The 20,148-nt window shown below is 63.8% G+C and carries 23 protein-coding genes and 1 riboswitch; of the genes, 10 read left to right on the forward strand and 13 right to left on the reverse strand.

The genetic code is table 11. From position 1 onward, the window contains the following. The coding region (locus tag EOA49_RS01530; protein WP_127243007.1) for a DUF1194 domain-containing protein at positions 1-267 on the forward strand (267 nt) is incomplete at its 5' end. 43 nt (positions 268-310) lie between these two features. Here the strand turns inward: EOA49_RS01530 and EOA49_RS01535 are convergent. The 5 genes from EOA49_RS01535 to EOA49_RS01555 form a co-directional block, all read right to left on the reverse strand. Beyond that, positions 311-1,246, reverse strand: coding sequence for a glycosyltransferase family A protein (locus EOA49_RS01535; protein WP_095782444.1), 936 nt, complete (start codon positions 1,244-1,246; stop codon positions 311-313). A 306-nt stretch (positions 1,247-1,552) separates the two neighbouring features. Then, positions 1,553-2,437 carry a glycosyltransferase gene (locus EOA49_RS01540; protein ID WP_245460482.1) on the reverse strand — a complete coding sequence of 295 codons (885 nt, stop codon included), beginning with the start codon at positions 2,435-2,437 and terminating at the stop codon, positions 1,553-1,555. 115 nt (positions 2,438-2,552) lie between these two features. Continuing rightward, positions 2,553-3,371, reverse strand: coding sequence for a Stf0 family sulfotransferase (locus EOA49_RS01545; protein ID WP_127247125.1), 819 nt, complete (start codon positions 3,369-3,371; stop codon positions 2,553-2,555). After that, positions 3,320-3,934, reverse strand: a complete 615-nt coding sequence (gene metW, locus EOA49_RS01550; RefSeq protein ID WP_095823990.1) for a methionine biosynthesis protein MetW — start codon at positions 3,932-3,934, stop codon at positions 3,320-3,322. Before metW ends, EOA49_RS01545 begins: the two co-directional genes overlap by 52 nt. Before the next feature lie 88 nt (positions 3,935-4,022). Further along, positions 4,023-5,192, reverse strand: coding sequence for a homoserine O-acetyltransferase (locus EOA49_RS01555; protein ID WP_095782441.1), 1,170 nt, complete (start codon positions 5,190-5,192; stop codon positions 4,023-4,025). Positions 5,193-5,282: 90 nt separating this feature from the next. Further along, a riboswitch (SAM riboswitch) is annotated at positions 5,283-5,360 on the reverse strand. A gap of 136 nt (positions 5,361-5,496) precedes the next feature. Between EOA49_RS01555 and hisC the strand changes: the two genes are divergently transcribed. Then, positions 5,497-6,600: a histidinol-phosphate transaminase gene (gene hisC / locus EOA49_RS01560; protein WP_127240990.1), complete on the forward strand. Its 1,104-nt coding sequence runs from the start codon at positions 5,497-5,499 to the stop codon at positions 6,598-6,600. A gap of 6 nt (positions 6,601-6,606) precedes the next feature. After that, the gene (locus EOA49_RS01565; protein WP_206519921.1) at positions 6,607-7,545 is read left to right on the forward strand and encodes a prephenate/arogenate dehydrogenase family protein; all 939 of its coding nucleotides are present in this window, start codon (positions 6,607-6,609) and stop codon (positions 7,543-7,545) included. Here EOA49_RS01565 and EOA49_RS01570 read toward each other — a convergent pair. Both EOA49_RS01570 and EOA49_RS01575 read right to left on the reverse strand, forming a co-directional pair. Continuing rightward, positions 7,542-8,489: a sugar kinase gene (locus EOA49_RS01570; protein WP_127240992.1), complete on the reverse strand. Its 948-nt coding sequence runs from the start codon at positions 8,487-8,489 to the stop codon at positions 7,542-7,544. The genes EOA49_RS01565 and EOA49_RS01570 overlap by 4 nt on opposite strands. Positions 8,490-8,496: 7 nt before the next feature. Continuing rightward, the gene (locus EOA49_RS01575; RefSeq protein ID WP_067319146.1) at positions 8,497-9,495 is read right to left on the reverse strand and encodes a DUF2125 domain-containing protein; all 999 of its coding nucleotides are present in this window, start codon (positions 9,493-9,495) and stop codon (positions 8,497-8,499) included. Between the two features lie 125 nt (positions 9,496-9,620). Here EOA49_RS01575 and EOA49_RS01580 point away from each other — a divergent pair, with 125 nt between their 5' ends. The 3 genes from EOA49_RS01580 (at position 9,621) to EOA49_RS01590 (ending at position 11,981) form a co-directional block, all read left to right on the forward strand. Continuing rightward, entirely contained in the window at positions 9,621-10,151 is a 531-nt protein-coding gene (locus EOA49_RS01580; protein WP_067319144.1) for a gamma-glutamylcyclotransferase, read from the forward strand. Between the two features lie 118 nt (positions 10,152-10,269). Continuing rightward, on the forward strand, positions 10,270-11,217 hold the full coding sequence (locus tag EOA49_RS01585; RefSeq protein ID WP_067319141.1) for an aldo/keto reductase: 948 nt from the start codon (positions 10,270-10,272) through the stop codon (positions 11,215-11,217). Positions 11,218-11,360: 143 nt separating this feature from the next. Then, positions 11,361-11,981, forward strand: coding sequence for a LysE family translocator (locus EOA49_RS01590; RefSeq protein WP_127240993.1), 621 nt, complete (start codon positions 11,361-11,363; stop codon positions 11,979-11,981). 7 nt (positions 11,982-11,988) lie between these two features. Here EOA49_RS01590 and EOA49_RS01595 read toward each other — a convergent pair whose 3' ends face one another. Continuing rightward, positions 11,989-12,783: a 1-acyl-sn-glycerol-3-phosphate acyltransferase gene (locus tag EOA49_RS01595; protein WP_095779346.1), complete on the reverse strand. Its 795-nt coding sequence runs from the start codon at positions 12,781-12,783 to the stop codon at positions 11,989-11,991. An 81-nt stretch (positions 12,784-12,864) separates the two neighbouring features. Further along, positions 12,865-13,767 carry a LysR family transcriptional regulator gene (locus EOA49_RS01600; protein ID WP_127215628.1) on the reverse strand — a complete coding sequence of 301 codons (903 nt, stop codon included), beginning with the start codon at positions 13,765-13,767 and terminating at the stop codon, positions 12,865-12,867. A 102-nt stretch (positions 13,768-13,869) separates the two neighbouring features. On the opposite strand from EOA49_RS01600, the gene EOA49_RS01605 reads away from it, so the two are divergent. Then, a complete protein-coding gene (locus EOA49_RS01605; RefSeq protein ID WP_095823981.1) occupies positions 13,870-14,490 on the forward strand; it encodes a pyridoxamine 5'-phosphate oxidase family protein in 621 nt (206 codons plus the stop codon). Here the strand turns inward: EOA49_RS01605 and EOA49_RS01610 are convergent. The 3 genes from EOA49_RS01610 to ftsE all read right to left on the reverse strand — a co-directional run bounded on the left by EOA49_RS01610 (position 14,487) and on the right by ftsE (position 17,041). Beyond that, positions 14,487-15,215 (reverse strand): YdcF family protein, encoded by a 729-nt coding sequence (locus EOA49_RS01610; protein ID WP_127215627.1) that lies wholly within the window; start codon positions 15,213-15,215, stop codon positions 14,487-14,489. The genes EOA49_RS01605 and EOA49_RS01610 overlap by 4 nt on opposite strands. A 184-nt stretch (positions 15,216-15,399) precedes the next feature. After that, entirely contained in the window at positions 15,400-16,389 is a 990-nt protein-coding gene (locus tag EOA49_RS01615; protein WP_127215626.1) for an ABC transporter permease, read from the reverse strand. Continuing rightward, entirely contained in the window at positions 16,382-17,041 is a 660-nt protein-coding gene (ftsE, locus tag EOA49_RS01620) for a cell division ATP-binding protein FtsE (protein ID WP_066990245.1), read from the reverse strand. The genes EOA49_RS01615 and ftsE overlap by 8 nt, the downstream gene beginning before the upstream one ends. 181 nt (positions 17,042-17,222) lie before the next feature. Between ftsE and EOA49_RS01625 the strand changes: the two genes are divergently transcribed. From EOA49_RS01625 to EOA49_RS01635, 3 genes are all read left to right on the forward strand, one after another. Then, positions 17,223-17,864 carry a hypothetical protein gene (locus EOA49_RS01625; RefSeq protein WP_127240994.1) on the forward strand — a complete coding sequence of 214 codons (642 nt, stop codon included), beginning with the start codon at positions 17,223-17,225 and terminating at the stop codon, positions 17,862-17,864. A gap of 178 nt (positions 17,865-18,042) precedes the next feature. Next, complete coding sequence (gene hpt, locus EOA49_RS01630) at positions 18,043-18,585, forward strand: hypoxanthine phosphoribosyltransferase (RefSeq protein WP_067319657.1); 543 nt, start codon at positions 18,043-18,045, stop codon at positions 18,583-18,585. Between the two features lie 76 nt (positions 18,586-18,661). After that, positions 18,662-19,033, forward strand: coding sequence for a response regulator (locus tag EOA49_RS01635; RefSeq protein WP_067319126.1), 372 nt, complete (start codon positions 18,662-18,664; stop codon positions 19,031-19,033). Positions 19,034-19,037: 4 nt separating this feature from the next. Here EOA49_RS01635 and EOA49_RS01640 read toward each other — a convergent pair whose 3' ends face one another. After that, positions 19,038-19,988 carry a DMT family transporter gene (locus EOA49_RS01640; protein ID WP_127240091.1) on the reverse strand — a complete coding sequence of 317 codons (951 nt, stop codon included), beginning with the start codon at positions 19,986-19,988 and terminating at the stop codon, positions 19,038-19,040. Positions 19,989-20,148: the final 160 nt, after the last annotated feature.

A 20,148-nucleotide genomic window follows, 5' to 3' on the forward strand; every position in this document is an offset into this window, starting at 1 on the left:
ATCCTGATCAGTCCGTCGCCGAGCGTCATTCGTCTCGACCGCTACTATGCCGATTGCGTCACCGGCGGCCCCGGTTCGTTCGTGTTGCCGATCTATGCGGCGTCGGAATTCTCGACGGCTATCCGCCGCAAGCTGATCCAGGAGGTGAGCGGGATCGGCGACGCCGGAAGCATCCGCGTCGACGCGGAGGCGCCGACCGACTGCCTGCTTGGCGAACGGCTGCGGCAGCGGTTTTCCGATCCGTATTTTCCGGAGCTGGATCGGTGAGGTCCCAATTTGCACTGTTTCGGCCAGAGCGCCGCGCTGTGCCTCAGGCCGCTCTGGCGCCGTATTTGGCGCGGAACTCGTCATAGCAATCGCGGCGCCAGCGCCGGCCGACGACATAGCCGCGCAGCAGTTCGGTCGGCGAGTAGCCGAGCGCCTTTGACGACCGATTGGCGAGATAGCCCGAAAAGGCCTGTGGCAGCCTCCCCTTCAATATGTCGGCGATGATCTGCCGCGCGATCATATAGGGCGGCACGTCGGGATAGCGGTCGGCAATATAAGGATGTTTGCCGATCAGGTTGGCGTAGGCCTCGACATAGCCGTCGCGCCGGCCGGAGATCGAATTTTCCGAATTGTATTTCTTCCAGTCGATATCATCCGACAGCAAGGCGCCGCTGCGGTTGGCAAAACGCAGCAGCAATTCGCGGTCCTGCATGCGCGTGATATCGCTGTCAAAGCCGCCGATCGCAAGCAGCGATTCGTGCCGGGCGGTGATCGCCGAGCCAGCGATGAAGATCGTCTGCGAGACCAGGGCGCGCTGCAGCCTGCTCTTGTCGAGCAAGGCCTGACGATTGATGCATTTGGTGCTGCGGCCGCCCTTGACCGAGATGAAGGAACTGATCAGCACTTCGAGCGAGGGGTTCCTGTCGAAGTGCGACAGCGTCCGGTCGAGGCGGTCCGGCAGATAGACATCGTCCGAATCAAGAAAGGTCACGATCGGCGCCCGCGCGCGCTCGATGCCCGCGTTGCGCGCGGCATTGGCGCCGCGCCATTTCGCGCCGACATAGATCAGTCTGGGATCGCGAATCTCGGCCAGCGCCAAGGCCGTTCCGTCGGTCGAACCGTCGTCGACAACAATGTGCTCGAAGCGGGTAAGTGTCTGGGCAAGAACACTTTCCACCGCGCGCACGACCTGGCTTCGCCGGTTGTGCGTCGGCGTGATCACGGTGATCAGCGGAGCTGGGTCGGAGGCAGTCGGCATCTAACTTTCGTTATGGGCAGATAAACGATGACCGTAAGATACTCGCACAACCTGCCTCCATGTCCGCCCCCCGGATGGATTCGGCAAACGCTACAGAAAAGAGCCGCCTATGTCACCTGAGGTGTCGCATCGGGGTCAAGTTCAGAGCGTGTTTCCTCAAAGTCATGCGGTTTGAAAGCAACACTTCGCGGCGGTTTATCCTTCAACTATGCCCGACATAGTCAGGCACGGTTTCGATTTCGTCGCTTACGAGACCGGCAGCGAGGCTGAAATGACCAAGAAATGCCAGGGTATAAAAAGCCAGGCCTACCACCAGTGAAAACGGAATCTGCCAAAGAGGCATACCGTTTGCGGCGCGTGGCTGAGCACGCGTCGCGTTGTGCGCCACGACATGGTCCACCAGCGACTGAACGACTTGACGATCCGCTGGCTGCGACTGGGGGCATGAAGCGCGACGAACTTGCGGTCGGCGTCCCTGCCGGTCACCAACGCGCGCCAATAGAAGAACCGCCAGCCTCGCGGAGAGTAGTGGTAGACGCGCGCATCAACGTTGACGATCTTGTGGCCCTCGCGCCGAAGCTGGTGCATCAGCAGCGTGCAGGACACCTTGAAGCCGTTATGTGCCGGGAAAGGGTGGCTGACGATCCAATGGCGCCGGAAGGCGACATTGTTGGCATTGATCGCCCGCTTCGAGGCGAATCTTTCGTCTCCACGGGCCATCGGGAAGAACCAGATCAAGGCGAAGGTTCTCGAGAAGAAGTCGTCATAGGACAGATAGGTATGGCCGTTCACGCAGACGGTTTGCGGCTGTTGAAACGGCTGCAGCAGATTTGAAAGCCAACCTGGCTGAGGGACCGTGTCCGAATCCAGGAAAACGACGATGTCCCCTTCGGTCAAAAGCACGCCGTTGTTCTTGAGTTCGTAATACCGGCCGTCGGGGCAAGCTGTGATCGTCAGGTCGGCAACCTGCATCAATTCAGGCGCTTCAGCTTCAATGCTCGCTTGCAGCAAGCTGCCGTCCGAATCGGGCCCGCCATGCGACACGGCAACTTTTGGCCTTGCAAAACCCGTAGCGGGAACAGCCGCGATTTCGCGCGCCAGTGACTTCAGCCCCAGGCCGATCTCGTTCCAGTCGATGGATTTGGCGTTCTCCATCTCCATGACGATCGAATAGATCGGGTGTTCAGCCATAGATAATCACCACCAGTTTTGCCGGTACAGTCGCTATAGCCCTGCGGGGTATGCCGTCAAACGATTCTCGGTGCCATTCTATTTGCAAGTTTGCGCTTCAATCGCATGATTCTTTCTAGATCTTCAGGAACCCGCGCTTTTTTCTGTGCGGGAAGCTCGACGGGTCGGCATATTCAGACAGGAAACGTTTTCTCCATTCGTCATTGGTCGCGTCGCGCTGGATTTCGAGACCTGATCCGAGATTCGTTCCCCAGACAGGCTCGACCCCGGCCAACTGGGCAATTTTCTCGAGGCTTCCTCTCGGGTTTTGCTGGACCTGCTCGTAAGTTAGCGCAAGAAAGGACAGCCCGTTTTTCGCGAACCACCCGTCCCAGGCCAGATTTTCCATCAGAATCTTTTCGAGCGATTCGGCGATAGCCTCGCCGTCATAGCGTGGGGATGCGCGATTGACCTCGCTAGAGCGGAATCTGCGGGTTTGGCGCGCACGCGCCCATGAGATCGCCTGACCCAGCAAATCGCTGCGCGTCAGGCGCACATAGTGAAGGTTGGGAAGACTGGCGGGGAGGTTCACCTTCTTGGCAACTTGAGCGAATTGACTCGCAAAAAGCTTGATCGCGTAGATTCCGGAAGAGGACCGTCCTTCCGTCAGCGCCCTCAGAAGCTGCCCTCTGGCATCGCGCGGATAGCCTGGCTGTTCGAGCAGCCGGCGCCCGCCAAACCACTCCAGTGGATTGCCCAGCCCGGCGGAAGCCATCAGTCCTGCAAGATGATTGCTGCCGGTACGCGGCGAAGTGCACACAAGAATCCCTGTGCTTATCTCCGACAGAATTTCCGACGGGATTTGAACCACGGCCGGCCGGCGTCGAAAGAGATCGAGCGAGATCATCGTTTCAGCAAGAACACCGCCTGCTGGCCGAAGAAGTTCCAGAACCACCAGGGCATCGACAGGCCGATCTTCTGGCCGTTGGCGTCGAGCGCGGTCGCCTTCTCGACCGTCGCGCCGAGCTCTTCGCACAGATTGACGAAGTCGCGAATGGTGCAGAAGTGGATGTTCGGCGTGTCGTACCAGGAATAGGGCAGGTCCTTGGTGACCGGCATCCTGCCCTTGATCAGCAGCGAGAAGCGCACGCGCCAATGGCCGAAATTGGGGAAGGAGACGATCGCGCGGTTGCCGATCCGAAGCAGCTCGTCGAGCACAAGTTTCGGGTTGCGGGTCGCCTGCAGCGTTTGCGACAGGACGACGAAATCAAAACCTTTGTCGGGGTAGAATTCGAGGTCCTTGTCGGCATCGCCCTGGACGACGGAAAGGCCGCGCGCCACGCATTCGTTGACGCCGCGCTGCGACAGCTCCAGGCCGCGGCCATCGACCCGCTTGGTCGCCTGCAGAACCTCCAGAAGCACGCCGTCGCCGGAGCCGACATCGAGCACGCGCGAATGCGGCGGGATGAGATCGGTGACGACTTCGAGGTCGACACGCTGGGCGCGATTGACGCTCATGGGCACACCTCCGGCCTTTGAGCATTTCCAGCCAGTCGGAATCTCGGCGCCTCAGAAATGCGCCCAGGACACAGAGATCGCGCGCCACTCATAGGCTGAGCCCCCTTGCGCGCGCGGCCGAGGCTATGAAGCCGTTGATGGCCGCGAACAATTCCGGTTCGTCGAGCAGGAAAGCGTCATGGCCGCGATCGGTCTCGATCTCGACGAAGGAGACGGACGCGCCGGCGGCGTTCAGCGCATGCACGATCGAGCGGCTTTCCTCGGTCGGGAACAGCCAGTCGCTTGTGAACGACACGAGGCAGAAGCGTGTCTTGGTGCCGGCGAAGGCATCGGCCAGCCGTCCGCCGTGGTCGGCGGCGAGGTCGAAATAGTCCATAGCGCGGGTCAGATAGAGGTAGGAGTTGGCGTCGAAGCGGTCGACGAAGGTCATGCCTTGATGGCGCAGATAGCTTTCGATCTGGAAATCGGCGTCGAAGCCGAAGGTCAGCGCCTCGCGATCCTGCAGGTTGCGGCCGAACTTGCGGTGCAGCGCTGCTTCCGAGAGGTAAGTGATGTGCGCGGCCATGCGCGCCACGGCGAGGCCCTTTTCCGGCCGCCTGCCGAAATCGAGATATTTGCCGCCGTGCCAGTCCGGATCGGCCATGACGGCCTGCCGCCCGACCTCGTGGAAGGCGATGTTCTGCGAGGAATGGCGGGCGCCGGTGGCGATTGGCAACGCGGAGAAGACGCGTTCCGGGTAGCTTGCGGCCCATTGCAGCACCTGCATGCCGCCCATCGAGCCGCCGAGCACGCAGAACAGCTTCTCGATGCCGAAATGATCGACCAGCATCAGCTGCGCCCGCACCATGTCGCGGATGGTGATGATCGGCAGGTCGAGCCCATAGGGCCTGCCTGTCGCCGGATCGGTCGAGGCCGGGCCGGTGGAGCCGAGGCAGCCGCCGATGACGTTGGCGCAAATGACAAAAAAGCGGCTGGTGTCGATGATCCTGCCGGGGCCGATCAGCACCTCCCACCAGCCCGGCTTGCCGGTCACCGGGTTGGTGCTGGCGACATGCTGGTCGCCGGTCAGCGCGTGGCAGACGAGGATGGCGTTGGAGCGGGCGTCGTTGAGGGCGCCGTAGGTCTGGTAAGCGACCTGGAACGGCGACAGCACGGTGCCCGCATCGAGTTTTAGCGGCTTGTCGGGACCGAACTGCAACACCGGGCTCGACGGTTGGTCGGCCTCGTGGTTGGTCCTTGGAGCGCGCTGAGCGGCCATTGCATTCCCCATCCAGTCGCATCGATCTCGCGATACGGCGTCCGGCCGGCAACGGACAACAAAAAACCGGCCTGCCTTCGCAAAGCCGGTTACAGGTTGCAAACGGCCCTTTAGCGAATTGTTTAACGTGGCTGCAAGCCGACCGGCCAAATCACCACGGGAGATCCGGCTGTTCTTCTAGGGCCAGCGCCGCGCTTCGTCAACGGTCTGCCTACGCGCGAGCGCGCCGGCCCCTCGACATTCGGGGCCACCGCCTGTATTTCCGCTGCGGCCTCGAACCAGGGCCTCTCGACGGATTTGTGACATGAAGCAGGATCAGCCACGTCCGACGCCCCGCGCGGGCATCATGGACATCGAGGCCTATGTGCCGGGAAAAAGTACCGCGCCGGCCGGCGTGACGAAGGTCTACAAGCTGTCGTCCAATGAGAATCCGCTCGGGCCCTCGCCGAAGGCGATCGAGGCCGCCCGGGAGGTGGCTGCCAAATTGGACGTTTATCCCGACGGCTCCGCCCGCCGGCTGCGCGAGGCGATCGCCGATGTGCACGGCCTCAATCCGGCAAACATCGTCTGCTCCAATGGCTCCGACGAGATCCTGGGGCTGCTGGCGCAGACCTATCTCGCGCCGGGAGACGAGGCCGTGTTCACCGAACACGCCTTCATGGTTTACAAGATCTATATCCAAGCCGCCGGCGCCAAGCCGGTGGCGGTCAAGGAGACGGACGAGAGCGCCGACATCGACGCGATCCTCGCCGCGGTGACGCCGGCGACGCGGATCGTGTTCCTCGCCAACCCCAACAATCCGACCGGCACTTATGTGCCGTTCCAGGAGGTGCGCCGGCTGCATGCCGGACTGCCCAAGAGCGTGCTCCTAGTGCTCGACGCGGCCTATGCCGAATATGTGCGGCGCAACGACTATGAAGCCGGCATCGAGCTGGCCGGGAGCTCGGAGAACGTGGTCATGACCCGCACCTTCTCCAAGCTCGGCCTCGGCGGCGCACGCATCGGCTGGATGTACGGACCGGCGCATATCGTCGATGCCATCAACCGGGTGCGCGGGCCCTTCAACGTCAATGCGACCGCGATCGAGGCCGGCATCGCGGCCATCCGCGACCGCGCCCATGTCGAGCGCAGCGTGGCGCATAACGAGAAGTGGCTTGCCTGGGTCAGCGAGGAGCTGACCGGGCTCGGGCTGCGCGTGACGCCCAGCGTCGGCAATTTCGTGCTGATCCACTTCCCCGACAACAAAAAGCATTCGGCAGCGGCCGCGGACGACTATCTCAGCGCGCGCGGCTACATCCTGCGGCGCGTCACCGGCTACGGCTTTCCCAACGCGCTGCGCATGAGCATCGGCATCGAGGAGGCCAATCGCGGCGTCGTCGAGGCGCTCAAGACATTTCTGAAAAGCTGAAGCACCATGACAGCAACGATGTTCGGAAGAATAGCGCTGGTCGGCATCGGCCTGATTGGTTCGTCGCTCGCCCGCGTCATCCGCCGTGAAGGCCTGGCGCGCCATATCGCTGTCGCGACGCGCAGCCAATCGACGCTCAAGCGCGCCGAGGAACTGGGTCTCGGCGATTCCTACACGGCCGAGGCCGAAGACGCGGTGCGCGACGCGGATCTCGTCATCGTCTCGGTTCCGGTCGGCTCGTCCGGCGAGGTCGCGGCCGAGATCGCGCCGGCGCTGAAGAAAGGCGCGATCCTCACCGATGTCGGCTCGACCAAAGCTTCGGTGATCGCGCAAATGCAGCCGCATGTGCCCGTCGGTGTGCATTTCATCCCCGGGCACCCGCTGGCGGGCACGGAAAAGTCCGGGCCGGATGCCGGCTTCGCCGATCTCTTCGACAACCGCTGGTGCATCTTCACGCCGCTGCCGGGCACGGATCCGGAGGCGCTGGAAAAGCTCTCCGAATTCTGGCGGCGCTGCGGCTCCAACATCGACACGATGGACCCGCAGCATCACGACATGACCTTGGCCATCGTCTCGCATCTGCCGCATATCATCGCCTACAATATCGTCGGCACCGCCGACGACCTGGAATCGGTGACCAAGACGGAAGTCATCAAATACTCCGCTTCCGGTTTTCGCGACTTTACCCGACTGGCCGCTTCCGACCCGACCATGTGGCGGGACGTGTGCCTGCACAACAAGGACGCGATCCTGGAAATGCTGGCGCGCTTCTCGGAGGATCTGGCCTCGTTGCAGCGAGCGATCCGGTGGGGCGACGGCGAGAAGCTGTTCGACCTGTTCACCCGCACGCGCGCCATCCGCCGCTCGATCATTGAGGCCGGCCAGGATATCGATGTGCCGGATTTCGGCCGTCAGGCCGTGGAGCACCCGGGGGCCAAGCCCTAGGCCTTCTGCTCGATCTGTCCCGATGCGGGCCAGTGCGCCGCCATCATGGCCATTGTCTCGGCTCTGTCCGGAGCGCCGAGCCGGCCGCCGAAGCGCAGGCATTTAAGCGCGGCGGCGGCGCTGGCAAAGCGCAGCGCCTGCTCGGGCGGCATGGCTTCGGCAAGGCCGACGGCGAAGGCGCCGTGGAAGACGTCGCCGGCGGCGAGCGTGTCGACCGCCTTGACCTTCGGCGCCTCGACATGCCGGACGCGACCGGTTCCCCGATCATGCCACCAGGTTCCGGCAGCGCCGCCCGTCACCGCGACGAAGGCGTCGGTGCGCGAGGCGAGATCGGCGCATGCGCTTTCCGGATCGAGCGCATGGCCGCAGATGATCCGCGCCGCCGGCTCCGAGGCGACGATGTGCGAGGCCAACGGCAAAAGCCGCTCGAGCACGTCGACCGGCGCGGTGTCGGCGTCGAGGATCGCCGGACGGCCGGCGTCCCGCGTGGCCGCCAAGGCAAGTGCAGCGGCGCCCGGCCAGCGGACGTCCACCAGCACGGCGTCGAAGGCGGAAAGGCCGGCAAGCGGCAGCGTGTCGGGATCGGCTTGCGCCCTGCTGTCATAGAAGGGCACGATGATGCGCTCGCCATGGGCATCCACCAGGATCGCGGCCAGCGCCGAGCGCGCGCCGGCGACGCGGCGGACCAGGCTGCAGTCGACGCCTTCCGCCTCGATCTCGGCGATCAGCCGGTCGCCGACCGCATCGTCTCCCGCGCTCGCCCAAAGCGACACATCGGCGCCAAGGCGATGCGCGGCGCAGGCCGCACTCGTCGCCATGCCGGAGGCGATCTGGACACCGTCGCTGGCGATGAACTTGCCCTGATGCGCGGGCAGCGTCTCGACACGCAGGATCGTGTCGAGGGTGAACGCGCCGACGCTGAGCAGTTTGATCGGTCCGGCCATCGCAGTCTCAATCGACCGGCTTGATCTTGCCGAGCGGGATGAAGCCAAGCGAAGCTTTACCCTTCACGATCTTGAGCGGCATGGACGGTTGGTTGCCGAGCATGGCAATGCCGGCAAAACCCTGCTCGATCTCGCTCTTGTGCTCGGGAATGGCGCCGGCGAGGATGGCCGCTACGGCCTTTGGGTCCTTTAGCTTGATCGACAGATTTGCATCGATCAGGCCGTCGGCGTCGATCGAGATCGGCCCGGACACAGTTACGCGCGCCGTGCCCGATGACACGTCGAGGCTGGCGATGTCGACCGACTGGCCGCGCAGGCTTTTCGGCGGCGCCTTAATCAGCGCGACGCCGTTCTTCACTGTCGCTTCGCCGGCGCCGTCGAGTTCCGGCAGCACGCGTCCGCCGACAGCTTCCGCGTCGATCTTCAGGTCGCCAAAGCTGCCGGTATAGACGAGGTCCTGGCCATTCGGCTGCAGCTGGCCGGCCGCCTGGCCGGCGCTGAACAGCTGCACGGGATCGGTGTCGTCGGCCGGATCGGTCTGTCCAGACAAGCCTTCCGCCTGAAGCGAAATGCGGCGCGGAAGCGGCCATGACAGCTTGACCGTGGCGTGCAGCTTGTCCCAGTCGAGCCAAAGCGGCGGCATGCCCGGCGCCACAGTCCGCAACGGCCCGCGCAGGTTCGCCACGGGCGACAGAGGCTGGGTGATGCGAGCGACGACGTTCATATCGCCGGTCGAGGCCGCTACATTCCTGGCATCGTCCTGATAGGCCAGGCTGTCGCAGGCGACCGTGAAGTCCAGTGGATAACCACTGACCGTGAGATTGGCGCAGTCGGCCTTGATGCCCTTGCCTCCAAGCTCGGCCACGGCCCGCTCGGCCTCGGTCTTGACCTTGCCGGCGAGATAGAACCATCCGCCGCTGTAGAGCGCGAACAGCACCAAGATGAACGCCGCAAGCCAGAACAGCCGGCGGCGAGGTTTGCGCGATCGCTCGTCACTTGACGTCATGCTGCGGCTCTCGTTAACCCGCTCATGCGGCGAGCGGGTGGTTGTTCTTACGCACGACAAGCGGGGACAGAAGAAGCACCTTACCGGTGTGGTGTCGTCACTCGAATGCAATCAGGCTTGGCGATATGGGCGATTTTTGGGTTTTTGGCTACGGGTCGCTGATCTGGCGGCCCGGTTTCGCACATGTCGAGACGCGGCGCGCCCGTCTTTACGGCTTCCGCCGGTCGCTCTGCGTCTATTCCTTCGTCCATCGCGGTACGCGTGAGCGGCCGGGCCTGGTGCTCGGCCTCGACCGCGGCGGCTCCTGCGTCGGGCTCGCCTTCCGCGTGCCCGGCGATTTGCGTGACGAAGTGCTTTCCTATCTGCGCGAGCGCGAGCTGGTGACCAGCGTCTATCTCGAACGCACTCTCGATGTCCGGCTGGATGGGGCGGGACAAGGCGGAACGGTCGAAGCGGTCGCCTACATCGTCGACCGCGCGCATGAGCAATATGCCGGCGGGCTCGACGCCGGCCATGCGGCAAAAGTCGTGCGCGGCGCCGTGGGCCAATCGGGCAGGAACGAAGACTATGTCCTGAGCACAGTGGAGCATCTGAGGGCGCTCGGCATCCGCGACCACTGGCTGGAAGAGGTGGGGCGGCAGGTCGCGTCTTCGTGAAGATCTGGCCCGATCAAAAAGCAAAACCATGCCTTTGACCTCGGCAAGGCACGACCTAGCTTAGCCGCAATCCATCCTCTGGGCACCCAGGCCCTTCCCAGCATCACGGAGATCAGTCTTGCAGAAACGCCGTCTCGGTCGCACCGACCTTTCCATCGCGCCGCTGGTCCTTGGAGGCAACGTCTTCGGCTGGACCGCCGACGAGAAGACCTCGTTCGACCTGCTCGACCGCTTTGCCGAGGCCGGCTTCAACGCAGTCGACACGGCGGACGCCTATTCGCGCTGGGCGCCGGGCAACAAAGGCGGCGAATCCGAAACCATCATCGGCAACTGGATGAAGAGCCGCGGCAACCGGGACAGCATCGTCGTCATCACCAAGGTCGGCTCCGACATGGGACAGGGCAGGCGGGACCTCTCCGCAGCCTATATCGAAAAGGCGGTCGACCAATCGCTCAAGCGGCTGCAGACCGACGTCATCGACCTCTATCTGTCGCACTGGCCGGACCCGGCCACGCCTTACGAGGAAACGCTCGGCGCCTATCAGCGCCTGCTCGAGAAGGGCAAGATCCGCTATCCGGGCTGCTCCAATCTCGATGCGGGGCAATTGCGCGCGGCCCTGGATGTCGCCAGCCTGCGGGGCCTGCCGCGTTACGAGGTTCTGCAGCCCGAATACAATCTGTACGATCGCTCTTCGCTGGACGGCCCGCTGCTCGACCTGTGCAAGGCGGAAGGCCTCGGCGTCATCACCTATTTCGGCCTGGCCAAGGGGTTCCTCAGCGGCAAATACCGCAGCAAGGCCGACCTTGGCCGGAGCGAGCGTGGCGAAGACGTGGCCGAGTATCTCAACGAACGCGGCATGCGCATTCTCTCCGCGCTCGATGCCGCGGCCGGGCGCCATTCGGCCAAGCAGGCCGAAGTGGCGCTCGCCTGGATCATGGCGCGGCCGGGCATCACCGCGCCGATTGCCAGCGCCACGACGCCCGCACAGATGGAAAGCCTGATCCGCGCCGCATCGCTCAAGCTTTCCGCCGACGACATCGCAGCGCTCGATCGCGCCAGCGCTTAAGGCGTGTCGATATTCAGGCGGATGCCGGCCTGACCTGGATCCAACATGCGTTAGTGCAGCAGGTCCCCCGCACGATCGTCCAAGACCTTGCAGATAGCCTCGCGATAATTCCTACCCGATCGCGGCAGGAATTGAGGTTAGGCATGGTCGGAGAAGTTTTGTCCGAAGCGCAGCCCTGGCAGCAGGTGCTGGCGCTGGTCATGGCGGCGACCGTTGTCATGGGTAGCCCAGGTCCGGCGACGATCAGCGTCACCGCCGTCGGCGCCGCTTTCGGGCTGCGGCCTTCGCTGGGTTATACGTCCGGCATCGTGCTTGGAACGACGGCCGTGCTCCTGGTTGTGGCCGCCGGGATATTCGGCATGCTCGCCTCGGTGCCGGGGCTGGCGCCGTTGCTGACTGTCGCTTCGGCCCTCTACATCCTCTACCTTGCCTTCAGGATCGCGACAGCGCCGCCGCTTGCCCAAGGCGGCAATGCGGCGGCGCGTCCCACCTTCTTCGGCGGCTTCATGCTCGCCGTCGCCAACCCGAAAGCCTATGTGGCGATCGGCGCGGTCTTCGCGGGAGCTTCATCCACGGTCGACGGGCTCGGGATTTCGACCAAGCTTTTGGTGCTGGCAGCGATGATCGTCGCCATTCATGCGCTCTGGCTTCTCGCTGGGACGATTTTCGCGAGGCTGCTGCGCGATCCATTGGCGTCGCGGATCATCAATCTCTTCTTCGCGGCGACGCTGGTGCTGACGACTGCACTGGCGGGGCTGCCGTAAGGGGAGCTCAGGCCTTCGCCGCAGCGCCGAGCTCCGCCAGCCGCTTCACCGCCGTCGGCGGCATCGGCGGCGGGTTCGGCGCGCGCGAGGCCTCGACCAGCAGCTCGTCGCAGGCGGTCTCGGTCTCGCCGATCAGCCGCTGCATGAACTCCTCCTTGTCGAGCCCCGGAGGAATCGGCGGCAGGAAACGGGCCTTTATGGTGCCCGGATAACGCATGAACTTGCGGCGCGGCCAGTAGAGGCCGGCGACATGGGCGACCGGCACCACGGGAACGCCCAGCTGGGTATATAGCTCGACGATGCCGTATTTGTAGGACGGCTCGGCGCCCGGTGGGCGACGAGTGCCTTCCGGGTAGATGATAAGCTGACGCGGGTTGCGCGCCATCTCCTGCCTTGTCGCGGCAACGACCGCTTTCAGCGCCTTGGAGCGGCTGCCGCGGTCGACCGGGATCATGCGCATCTTCATGATGTACCAGCCGAAGAAGGGGATCCAGGTCAGTTCCCGCTTCAGGATATACAAGGCGTCGTCGAGATAAGGAAAAAAGGCGATCGCGTCCCAGAACGACTGATGCTTCGGCGCCAGGATGAAGGACCCCTCAGGCAGGTTCTCGGCGCCCGTGATTTCGCTCCTGGTGCCGGCGATCTTGTCGTAAAGCCACATCGAGGTGCGCGACCAGAATTTCGGCACGAACCAGGCGCGGTGGCGGGGCGACAGGAAATAGAAGGGCGTCCAGAAGATCATCTGAACGACCAGGCTGAGATAGAAGGCTAGGTTGAACGCCAGCGAGCGGATAATGAGCATGCGGGAAAGGGCCCGGTGTGGAAGTGAGCGTTGGTTACACCAAGCGCGGGCAAAAAGGAAACGGCGCGACGGTGGGGCGCATCACAGCGAGCGCGCCAGCCGCTCCTTCAGGCGGGGCGCCGCGAAATCGAGGAAGGCGCGCAGCTTCACCGGCAGCAGGCCCTGACCGGCATGCAGGAGATTGACCGGCCATGGCGGCGGCTCGAACGGCTCGAGCACGACATGAAGCGCGCCGGCGCGCACCGCGGCGTCCGCCTGATAGGAGAGCACCCTCGTCAGGCCGAGGCCGGCGATCGCCGCATCGATTGCTGCCTCGGCGGTGTTGAGCTGCAGCCGCGAGCGGACCGGAACCACGGTTTCGCTCTTGTCGGTGCCGAAGCTCCACGTCGCGGGAGAGGCAAGCCCTTCGAAGGTGATGCAGTTGTGGCCTGAAAGGTCGCGCGGTTCGAACGGCGTGCCATGCTTCGCAAGATATGCCGGGCTGGCGCAGACGATGCGGCGGATCTGGCCGACGCGCGTTGCGACCATGGCCGAATCCGGCAGCGCGCCGATGCGCACGGCAAGATCGATATGCTCCTCGATCAGATGCGTGATCCGATCGGACAGCGTCAGGCGGATGTCGACGTCGGGATAGGCGGCCAGAAAATCTGTAACAATCGGCAGCACATGCAGGCGGCCGAAGACGACCGGCGCAGTGATCACCAGCTCGCCGGTCGGGCTCAAGTATTCGCCAGCGGCGGCGCGCTCGGCTTCGCCCACCTCATCGAGGATACGGCGGCAGGCGGCGAGATAGGAACGACCAGCGTCCGTCAAGGTGAGGCGCCGCGTCGAGCGGTTGAGCAGACGCGTCTTGAGGTGCCTCTCCAGTTCGGAGAGCTTGCGGCTGACGGTGGCGAGCGGCACGCCGGCATGTCGCGCGACGGCGGAAAGGCTGCCGGCCTCCACGGTGGCTACGAACAAGAACATGGCGTCGAGGCGGTCCATTTATTCTTCCGAAATGTGGAAGGATGGATTGCAAATATGCCTTCTACCTCCGGATTTCGGAAGGGGCTACATGTCGTTCCACTTTGGCAGAGGACAGCCGCCATGGACGCCTTCACCAGCGACGTCGCCTTTACCCCTACGGTCAAGGCTATCCAGTCCCGCAAGGGCTCGCGCGCATCTTATGCGCGGGTCGAGGAGCGCGGCGGCTGGCGGGCGACGATCACGCCCGACCTCGCCGCCTTCGTCGAGGCGCAGACCAGTGTGTTCCTGGCGACAGCCAATGGCGGAGGTCAACCCTATGTTCAGCATCGCGGCGGGCCAGCCGGCTTCCTGAAGGTGCTGGACGAGCAAACGATCGGCTTTGCCGATTTCTCGGGGAACCGGCAGTTCATCACCCAGGGCAATCTTGCGGACAATGCCCAGGCCTTCCTGTTCCTGATCGACTACATGCTTCGGCAGCGCATCAAGATCTGGGGCACAGCGCGCGTCGTCGAGGACGATGCGGAGCTGACGGCGAGGCTGATGCCGGCCAACTACAAGGCGCGGCCGGAGCAGGCGATCCTGTTCAGCGTCACGGCCTGGGATGCAAATTGCCCGCAGCACATTCCGCAGCGCTTCGAAGCGGCGGATGTGGCCGCGGCGCTTGCCGAGCGGGATAGACGCATTGCCGGTCTGGAGCAGGAGATCGCACGCCTGCGCAACAGCGCGTCTGGCGAAGCTTAGTTCTTGCTCACCGTAGAGGCTTCGGCGAGCGTGACGCCCTCGGTGGTCGGCCGAAGCGGGACGATGCCGCGCGCCAGCGCCAACACATATTTGCTGTATTCGGTGAACAGCACGCGCAGCGCTTCCGGCTTGGTCAGCCAGCTGCCATTGCCGAGCTTGTTGTTGACCACCGGATAGGGCTCAAGCCGCGCGCCATGCAGCAGCCGGCCCATCTCGAGCAGGCTGCGCGGCATGTGGTAGTTGTTGGTGACGACGATGATGCTGCCATAGGCGTGGCTTTCCACCCATTTGGCGCTCTCCTCGGCATTGCCGATCGTGTCGAGCGCGGCGCGGTCGATGTCGACACAGCATGAGAACAGCTGCTTGTCGCCGCCCATCGCCGCTTGCAATTGGCGGCGGCTCGCCGTGGGGTGAACACCGCTGATCAAGAGCCGCTCGCCCTTGCCTGATGCCAGCAGATCCATGGCGGCGTCGAGCCTCGACTGACCACCGGTGAGCACGATGATTGCGTCGGCCCTGGCCGGATTGACCGGCGTCGTCATGTTGCTGACCTTGTCGGCAAACCAGCCGAAGCCGCCGGCGAAAAGCGCCAGCAGGGCGAGCACGAAGAAACCGCAGAGACGAAGCGCAAATCTGAGACGACCGGTTCTTGCAGACGCAGCACCGCGCGTAAGCGCCGCTGGCATCCGTCCAGCCGTTCCGATCGAGTCCCGCGCGTCCATCATCCCCAGGTTAATCCTGAAAACATCCAATGGTTAACTCTGAAACGTCGCCTTTCATAGATAGCACGGCGCACATTGCGTTACGGCAGTTTCCCTTGCGTGATCATGCACTTGTGGGGTCCGGGTCGCATTGGAAACCCAACTTGCCAACTCTTGCATTCGCGCCACACTTGGTTTCGCGTCATGATCAGCTTGCCTCCGGCTGCCGGATGTCGATCTCACTGAGATAGGCGACGACCGTGGCATGTGAGGTCGCCGCGGTCAGCGCGCCGATCACCAGCACCATCAGGGCGACGCCGAGATAGCCGGTCGAGCCGATCGCGAAATTGCCGAACAGCGCGGTCGCCTGGTCGGCCTCAGGCGTCGCCATGTTGCGCGACGACCACCAGGAAAAGACGATGAAGACCAAGATAGCGGCGGCACCTCCGGCGGCGGCGCCCTTCATGCCGGTGACCAGGAAATGCCAACGGAATTCGCGCGCGATGAAGCGGGCCTCGGCGCCGACAAAATGCAGGACCTCGATGATGTGGCCGTTGCCGGCCATGGCGCCGCGCGTGGCGAACACCACCGTCAGCACCGTCGCCGACAATATCAGCGCCAAAACGGCAAAGCCGATCGTCACTGTCGTATGCGCCATGGCGACCAGCCGGTCGACCCAGGTGCGATGGTCGTCGAGCGCGGCGCTCGGCAGCTTGGGCGTGATCGCGGCGCGCATGGCCGCGAAGTCGGGCGGATTGGCCTCATCGATGGTGACGACGATGAGGCGCGGCACCGGCAGTTCATCGATGTTGAGGCCGGTGCCCAGCCACGGCTCCAAAAGGCGCGCCGTCGCATCGCGGTCGACGATCCTCGTACCCTTCACACCCGGGAACTCGCTGGCGATCTCAGAGGCCTGCGCGAGCGCTGCTTCCATGTCGAGGCCCTCGACGGGCTTGATCTGGATCGTCGCCTCGCGCGAGATCTGGTTCTCCCAGACCGAGGCGGTGTCGCGCACCAGCGTCACGGCGCCGAAGGTTAGGCAGGACAGGAAGGTCATGATGGCGATGACCAGCACCAGGGCCCGGCCGGCGATGTTCTGCGCCGGCACGATCGGCGCCATCTTGCGCTGGACACGGCGAACGACAGCCGGCGTCTCGACGGCTTCCTCGTGCAGGTGATCGGCCGGAAGTTCAGTCATAGACGTCCAGCCTTCCGCCGGCCAGAATCATGCGCCGCGCATCGACCTGCTCCATCAGGCCGAGGTCGTGGGTTGCGATCACCACGGCGGTGCCGAGCCGGTTGAGCTCGATAAAGAGCCTCAGCAGCCGGCGCGCCAGCGGCGGATCGACGTTGCCGGTCGGCTCGTCGGCAAGCAGGATCTCCGGCTGCTCGATCAGCGCGCGCGCGATCGCAGCACGCTGCTTCTCGCCGCCCGACAGCACCGGCGGCAGCACATGCATGCGCTCCCCGAGGCCAACCCATTTCAGGAGTTCGGTGACGTCGGTGCGATAGCTCGCCTCCTCGCGCCCGCGCACGCGCAACGGCAGCGCCACGTTCTCGTAAGTGGTCATGTGGTCAAGCAGGCGGAAATCCTGGAACACCACGCCGATGCGGCGCCTGAGCAGCGGCAACTCGCCGCGCGAGATGCGCGAACGATCCTTGCCGAAAATGGTGATCAGGCCGCGCGTCGGCTTCAGCGACATGAAAAGCAGGCGCAGCAAGGTGGTCTTGCCGGCGCCCGAGGGGCCGCTCAGGAACTGAAAGGAGCGCTCCGGAATGTGCAGGGAAATGTCGCGGAGGATCTCCGGACCCATGCCATAGCGGAGGCCGACATTTTCGAAGCGGATCACGTTCGGCGACCTGAAACCTTAGGCGGCATCCCGCCAGCCTGTTCTCTGCCAAGACCATCGGCCGGCATGGTTAATCGTTGGTTAATTTCTGCGCGCTTTCGACGTTTCACAGCAGTTCCGGTGGGGAAGCGTTAACCATTTGCGTTTACCCAAAAGCAACGAAGATTGCACTGGGGCCGTAATGGCTGAGGATAGAACCGCGCGCTCTGTTTCCGGCGAAATCATGACCGGCACGGCGACAAAGGCCGCGCCGGAGCGCGTCATCCTCGACACCGATGTCGTCGATGCCGACTATGTGGTGCTGCCGCGATTCGCCGCCCGTTCGGAACCGATTGCGGCGCCGTTGCCGCCGCAAGCGCCCTCGACGCCATCCATCGCTGGCATGGGCATGCTGCGCAAACCGGAGGCTGCGCCGGCGCGGCCGGCCTCGCGTGGCGGTCCAATCTTCTGGGCCGCCGGAGTGGGCGCCGCACTCGTGGCTTTCTGGGTGTCGGGCGGACATGCCCTGGTGCGTCAGAGCCCCTTCTGGGCGGCTGCGCAGCCGGCAAGCGCGCTCAGCATTTCCGGTGTGACGTCGCGAATCGATGCCTCGGGGCTGAAGCCCATCCTGTTCATCGACGGCGAGGCCGCCAATGACGGCGTACGGGCGGAGTCGCTGCCGCCGCTCGAGATCCACGTCACCGACAATGCCAGCAATGTCATCCGCTACAGGTTGGGGACATCCAACCGCTCGCTGGCGCCCGGCGAAAGATTCGGCTTTTCCAGCCGGCTCGATGTCCCTAGAAACGGCGTGAAGGCCGTATCGGTCACCTTCGCCGGGTAGGTGCATCGATATTCAGGTGATGCCGGCCTGCAATTAGTGGTTTCCTGCGCTTAGGTGCTCACGTGCTTGAGTACGCTCTGCACCGGTTCTCGGAACCCGCTATTTTGGGTTCGGCCTGACCTGAATATTGATGAACCTAGCCCTTCCGGCGTTGCAGGCGATTCTGAAGGAAAAAGCTATGCCAGTTGTACGCGGCAAGGACATCGAGGTCCTGTTTTCGGCGTCGGCGATCGCCCGGCGCAATCTCGAGCTCGCCAAGGAAATCGCCGGGCGCGACTATCACGACCTGCTTGTGATATCGATCCTGAAAGGCTCGTTCGTCTTTGCCGCCGATCTTATCCGCGCCATGCACGACGTCGGCCTGTCGCCCGAGGTCGAATTCATCTTCATCTCCAGCTACGGCGCCGGCACCACAAGCGGCGAGGTCAAGGTGCTGCGCGACATCGACAACGAGGTCGCCGGCCGCGACGTTCTTTTGATCGACGACATCCTCGAATCCGGCAAGACGCTTTCCTTCACCCGCGACCTGATGCTGTCGCGCGGCGCCAGGAGCTGCGCCATCGCGGTGCTGCTCGACAAGCGCATGCGCCGCCAGACCACGCTCAACGCCGATTATGTCGGCTTCGACTGCCCCGATTATTTCGTCGTCGGCTACGGCATGGACGTCGCGCATGCTTTCCGGGAATTGCCGTTTGTCGGGGTCGTGAAAGGCGACAAGTAAGGTCGCGCCGAAAGAGGCCGCATAGACGTTTCAAATTTTCAGAAAACGTCAACGTTTCGGCGGCATCTATCTCGGCATGGCAAAGCTTTTGATCGTCGAGGACGATGAATCCGTCCGCACCCTCGCTGCCCGCGCGCTGGAGCGTGATGGGCACAGTGTCACCATCGCCGCCGATGGCGCGCAGGGGCTCACCCTGATCCGCCAGCAGCGCGGCAGCTACGATCTCGTGGTATCCGATATCCGCATGCCGGAGATGGACGGCATCGAGATGGCGACCGCGGCGGCAAAACAGTTTCCGGCCATGAAGATCATGCTGATGACCGGCTATGCCGACCAGCGCGAGCGCGCCGAGGAATTGAACGGCATCATCCTCGACGTCGTGCAGAAGCCGTTCACGCTTGCCGAAATACGCGCCCGCGTCGGACGGGCATTAAGCTGCTTCGCTTGATCGTTCAGACGGCATCGCCGGTCGCTGCGATTGCAGGTGCTGCGCCGCGTCGGCGCTCACCGTTCAGTGCAACCAGACCGGCGCCGATGATCAGCGCCGCGCCCAGCACCGTCGTTGACCGCGGGACCTCGGCGAAGAACAGGAAGCCCCACAGCGGCGACCAGAGGATGCCCGTGTATTCGAAGGTTGCGACCCGGTTGGCGGGCGCCATCCGGTAGGCCTGCGACAGCAAGATCATGCCGGCGGAGGCAACGAAGCCGCAGGCCGCCATCTTCAGGAAGTCCGGCGGCGCCGGCCAGACCCAGGGCCGCACCAGGAAGTCGAGGCTCGGGTGGCCCGCATGGGTGATGCCGGCAAGATGAAACACCTCGGCGACCGCCACAGCGCCGGTGAGATAGGCGCCGTTCTGGTAGAAGGCCATCACCGTCGAGGATTCGGTCTCGCCGATCCGGCGCGCCATCAGCTGCGAGAACCCGTAGAGGAATGCCGAGCCGAGCGACAGCAGTGCCGCCCAGTCGAACAATCCGGCGCCCGGACGCAACATCACGACCACGCCCACCAGGCCGATCAGCACCGTCGTCAGCGTCCGCCCGGAGACGTGCTCGCCGAGATAAGGCCCGGCAAGCAACATGATGAAGAGCGGCGCCATGAAATAGAGCGCTATCGCGTCGGCCAGCGAGAGGGCGGCAATCGCCAGATAGTAGACGGTGTAGGAGCTGAATTGGATGAAGCCGCGCAGCGTCAGCATGCCCGCTCGTTTCGACAGCAAGGCTGTCAGGCCGACATCGGCCTGGACGATAACGACCAGGATCGGCAGCGCCACGAGGGCGCGGATCGCCATCACTTCCGTCACCGGATAGCTGCCCGAAACCGCCTTCACCAGCGGGTCCTGCAACGAAAAGACAAGAACGCCGAGGCAGAGGCTCAAAATGCCAAGCACCATCCGGTTCTGCATGTTCGTTCCAGTGAAAAAGAGCCCGCCACCGTTTCGGGCAGCGGGCACGAGTGAGGACTCTTCGAATTGGTCCGCTGCCGAATCTCACGGCCGCATATCCAATGGGGTAGAGCAACTATCCTGCGACGTTTGACATGTTGCAAACGAATTGGAATGATAC

Origin of the sequence: Mesorhizobium sp. M1A.F.Ca.IN.020.04.1.1 (assembly GCF_003997315.1) — a bacterium.
Classification (GTDB): Bacteria; Pseudomonadota; Alphaproteobacteria; order Rhizobiales; family Rhizobiaceae; genus Mesorhizobium.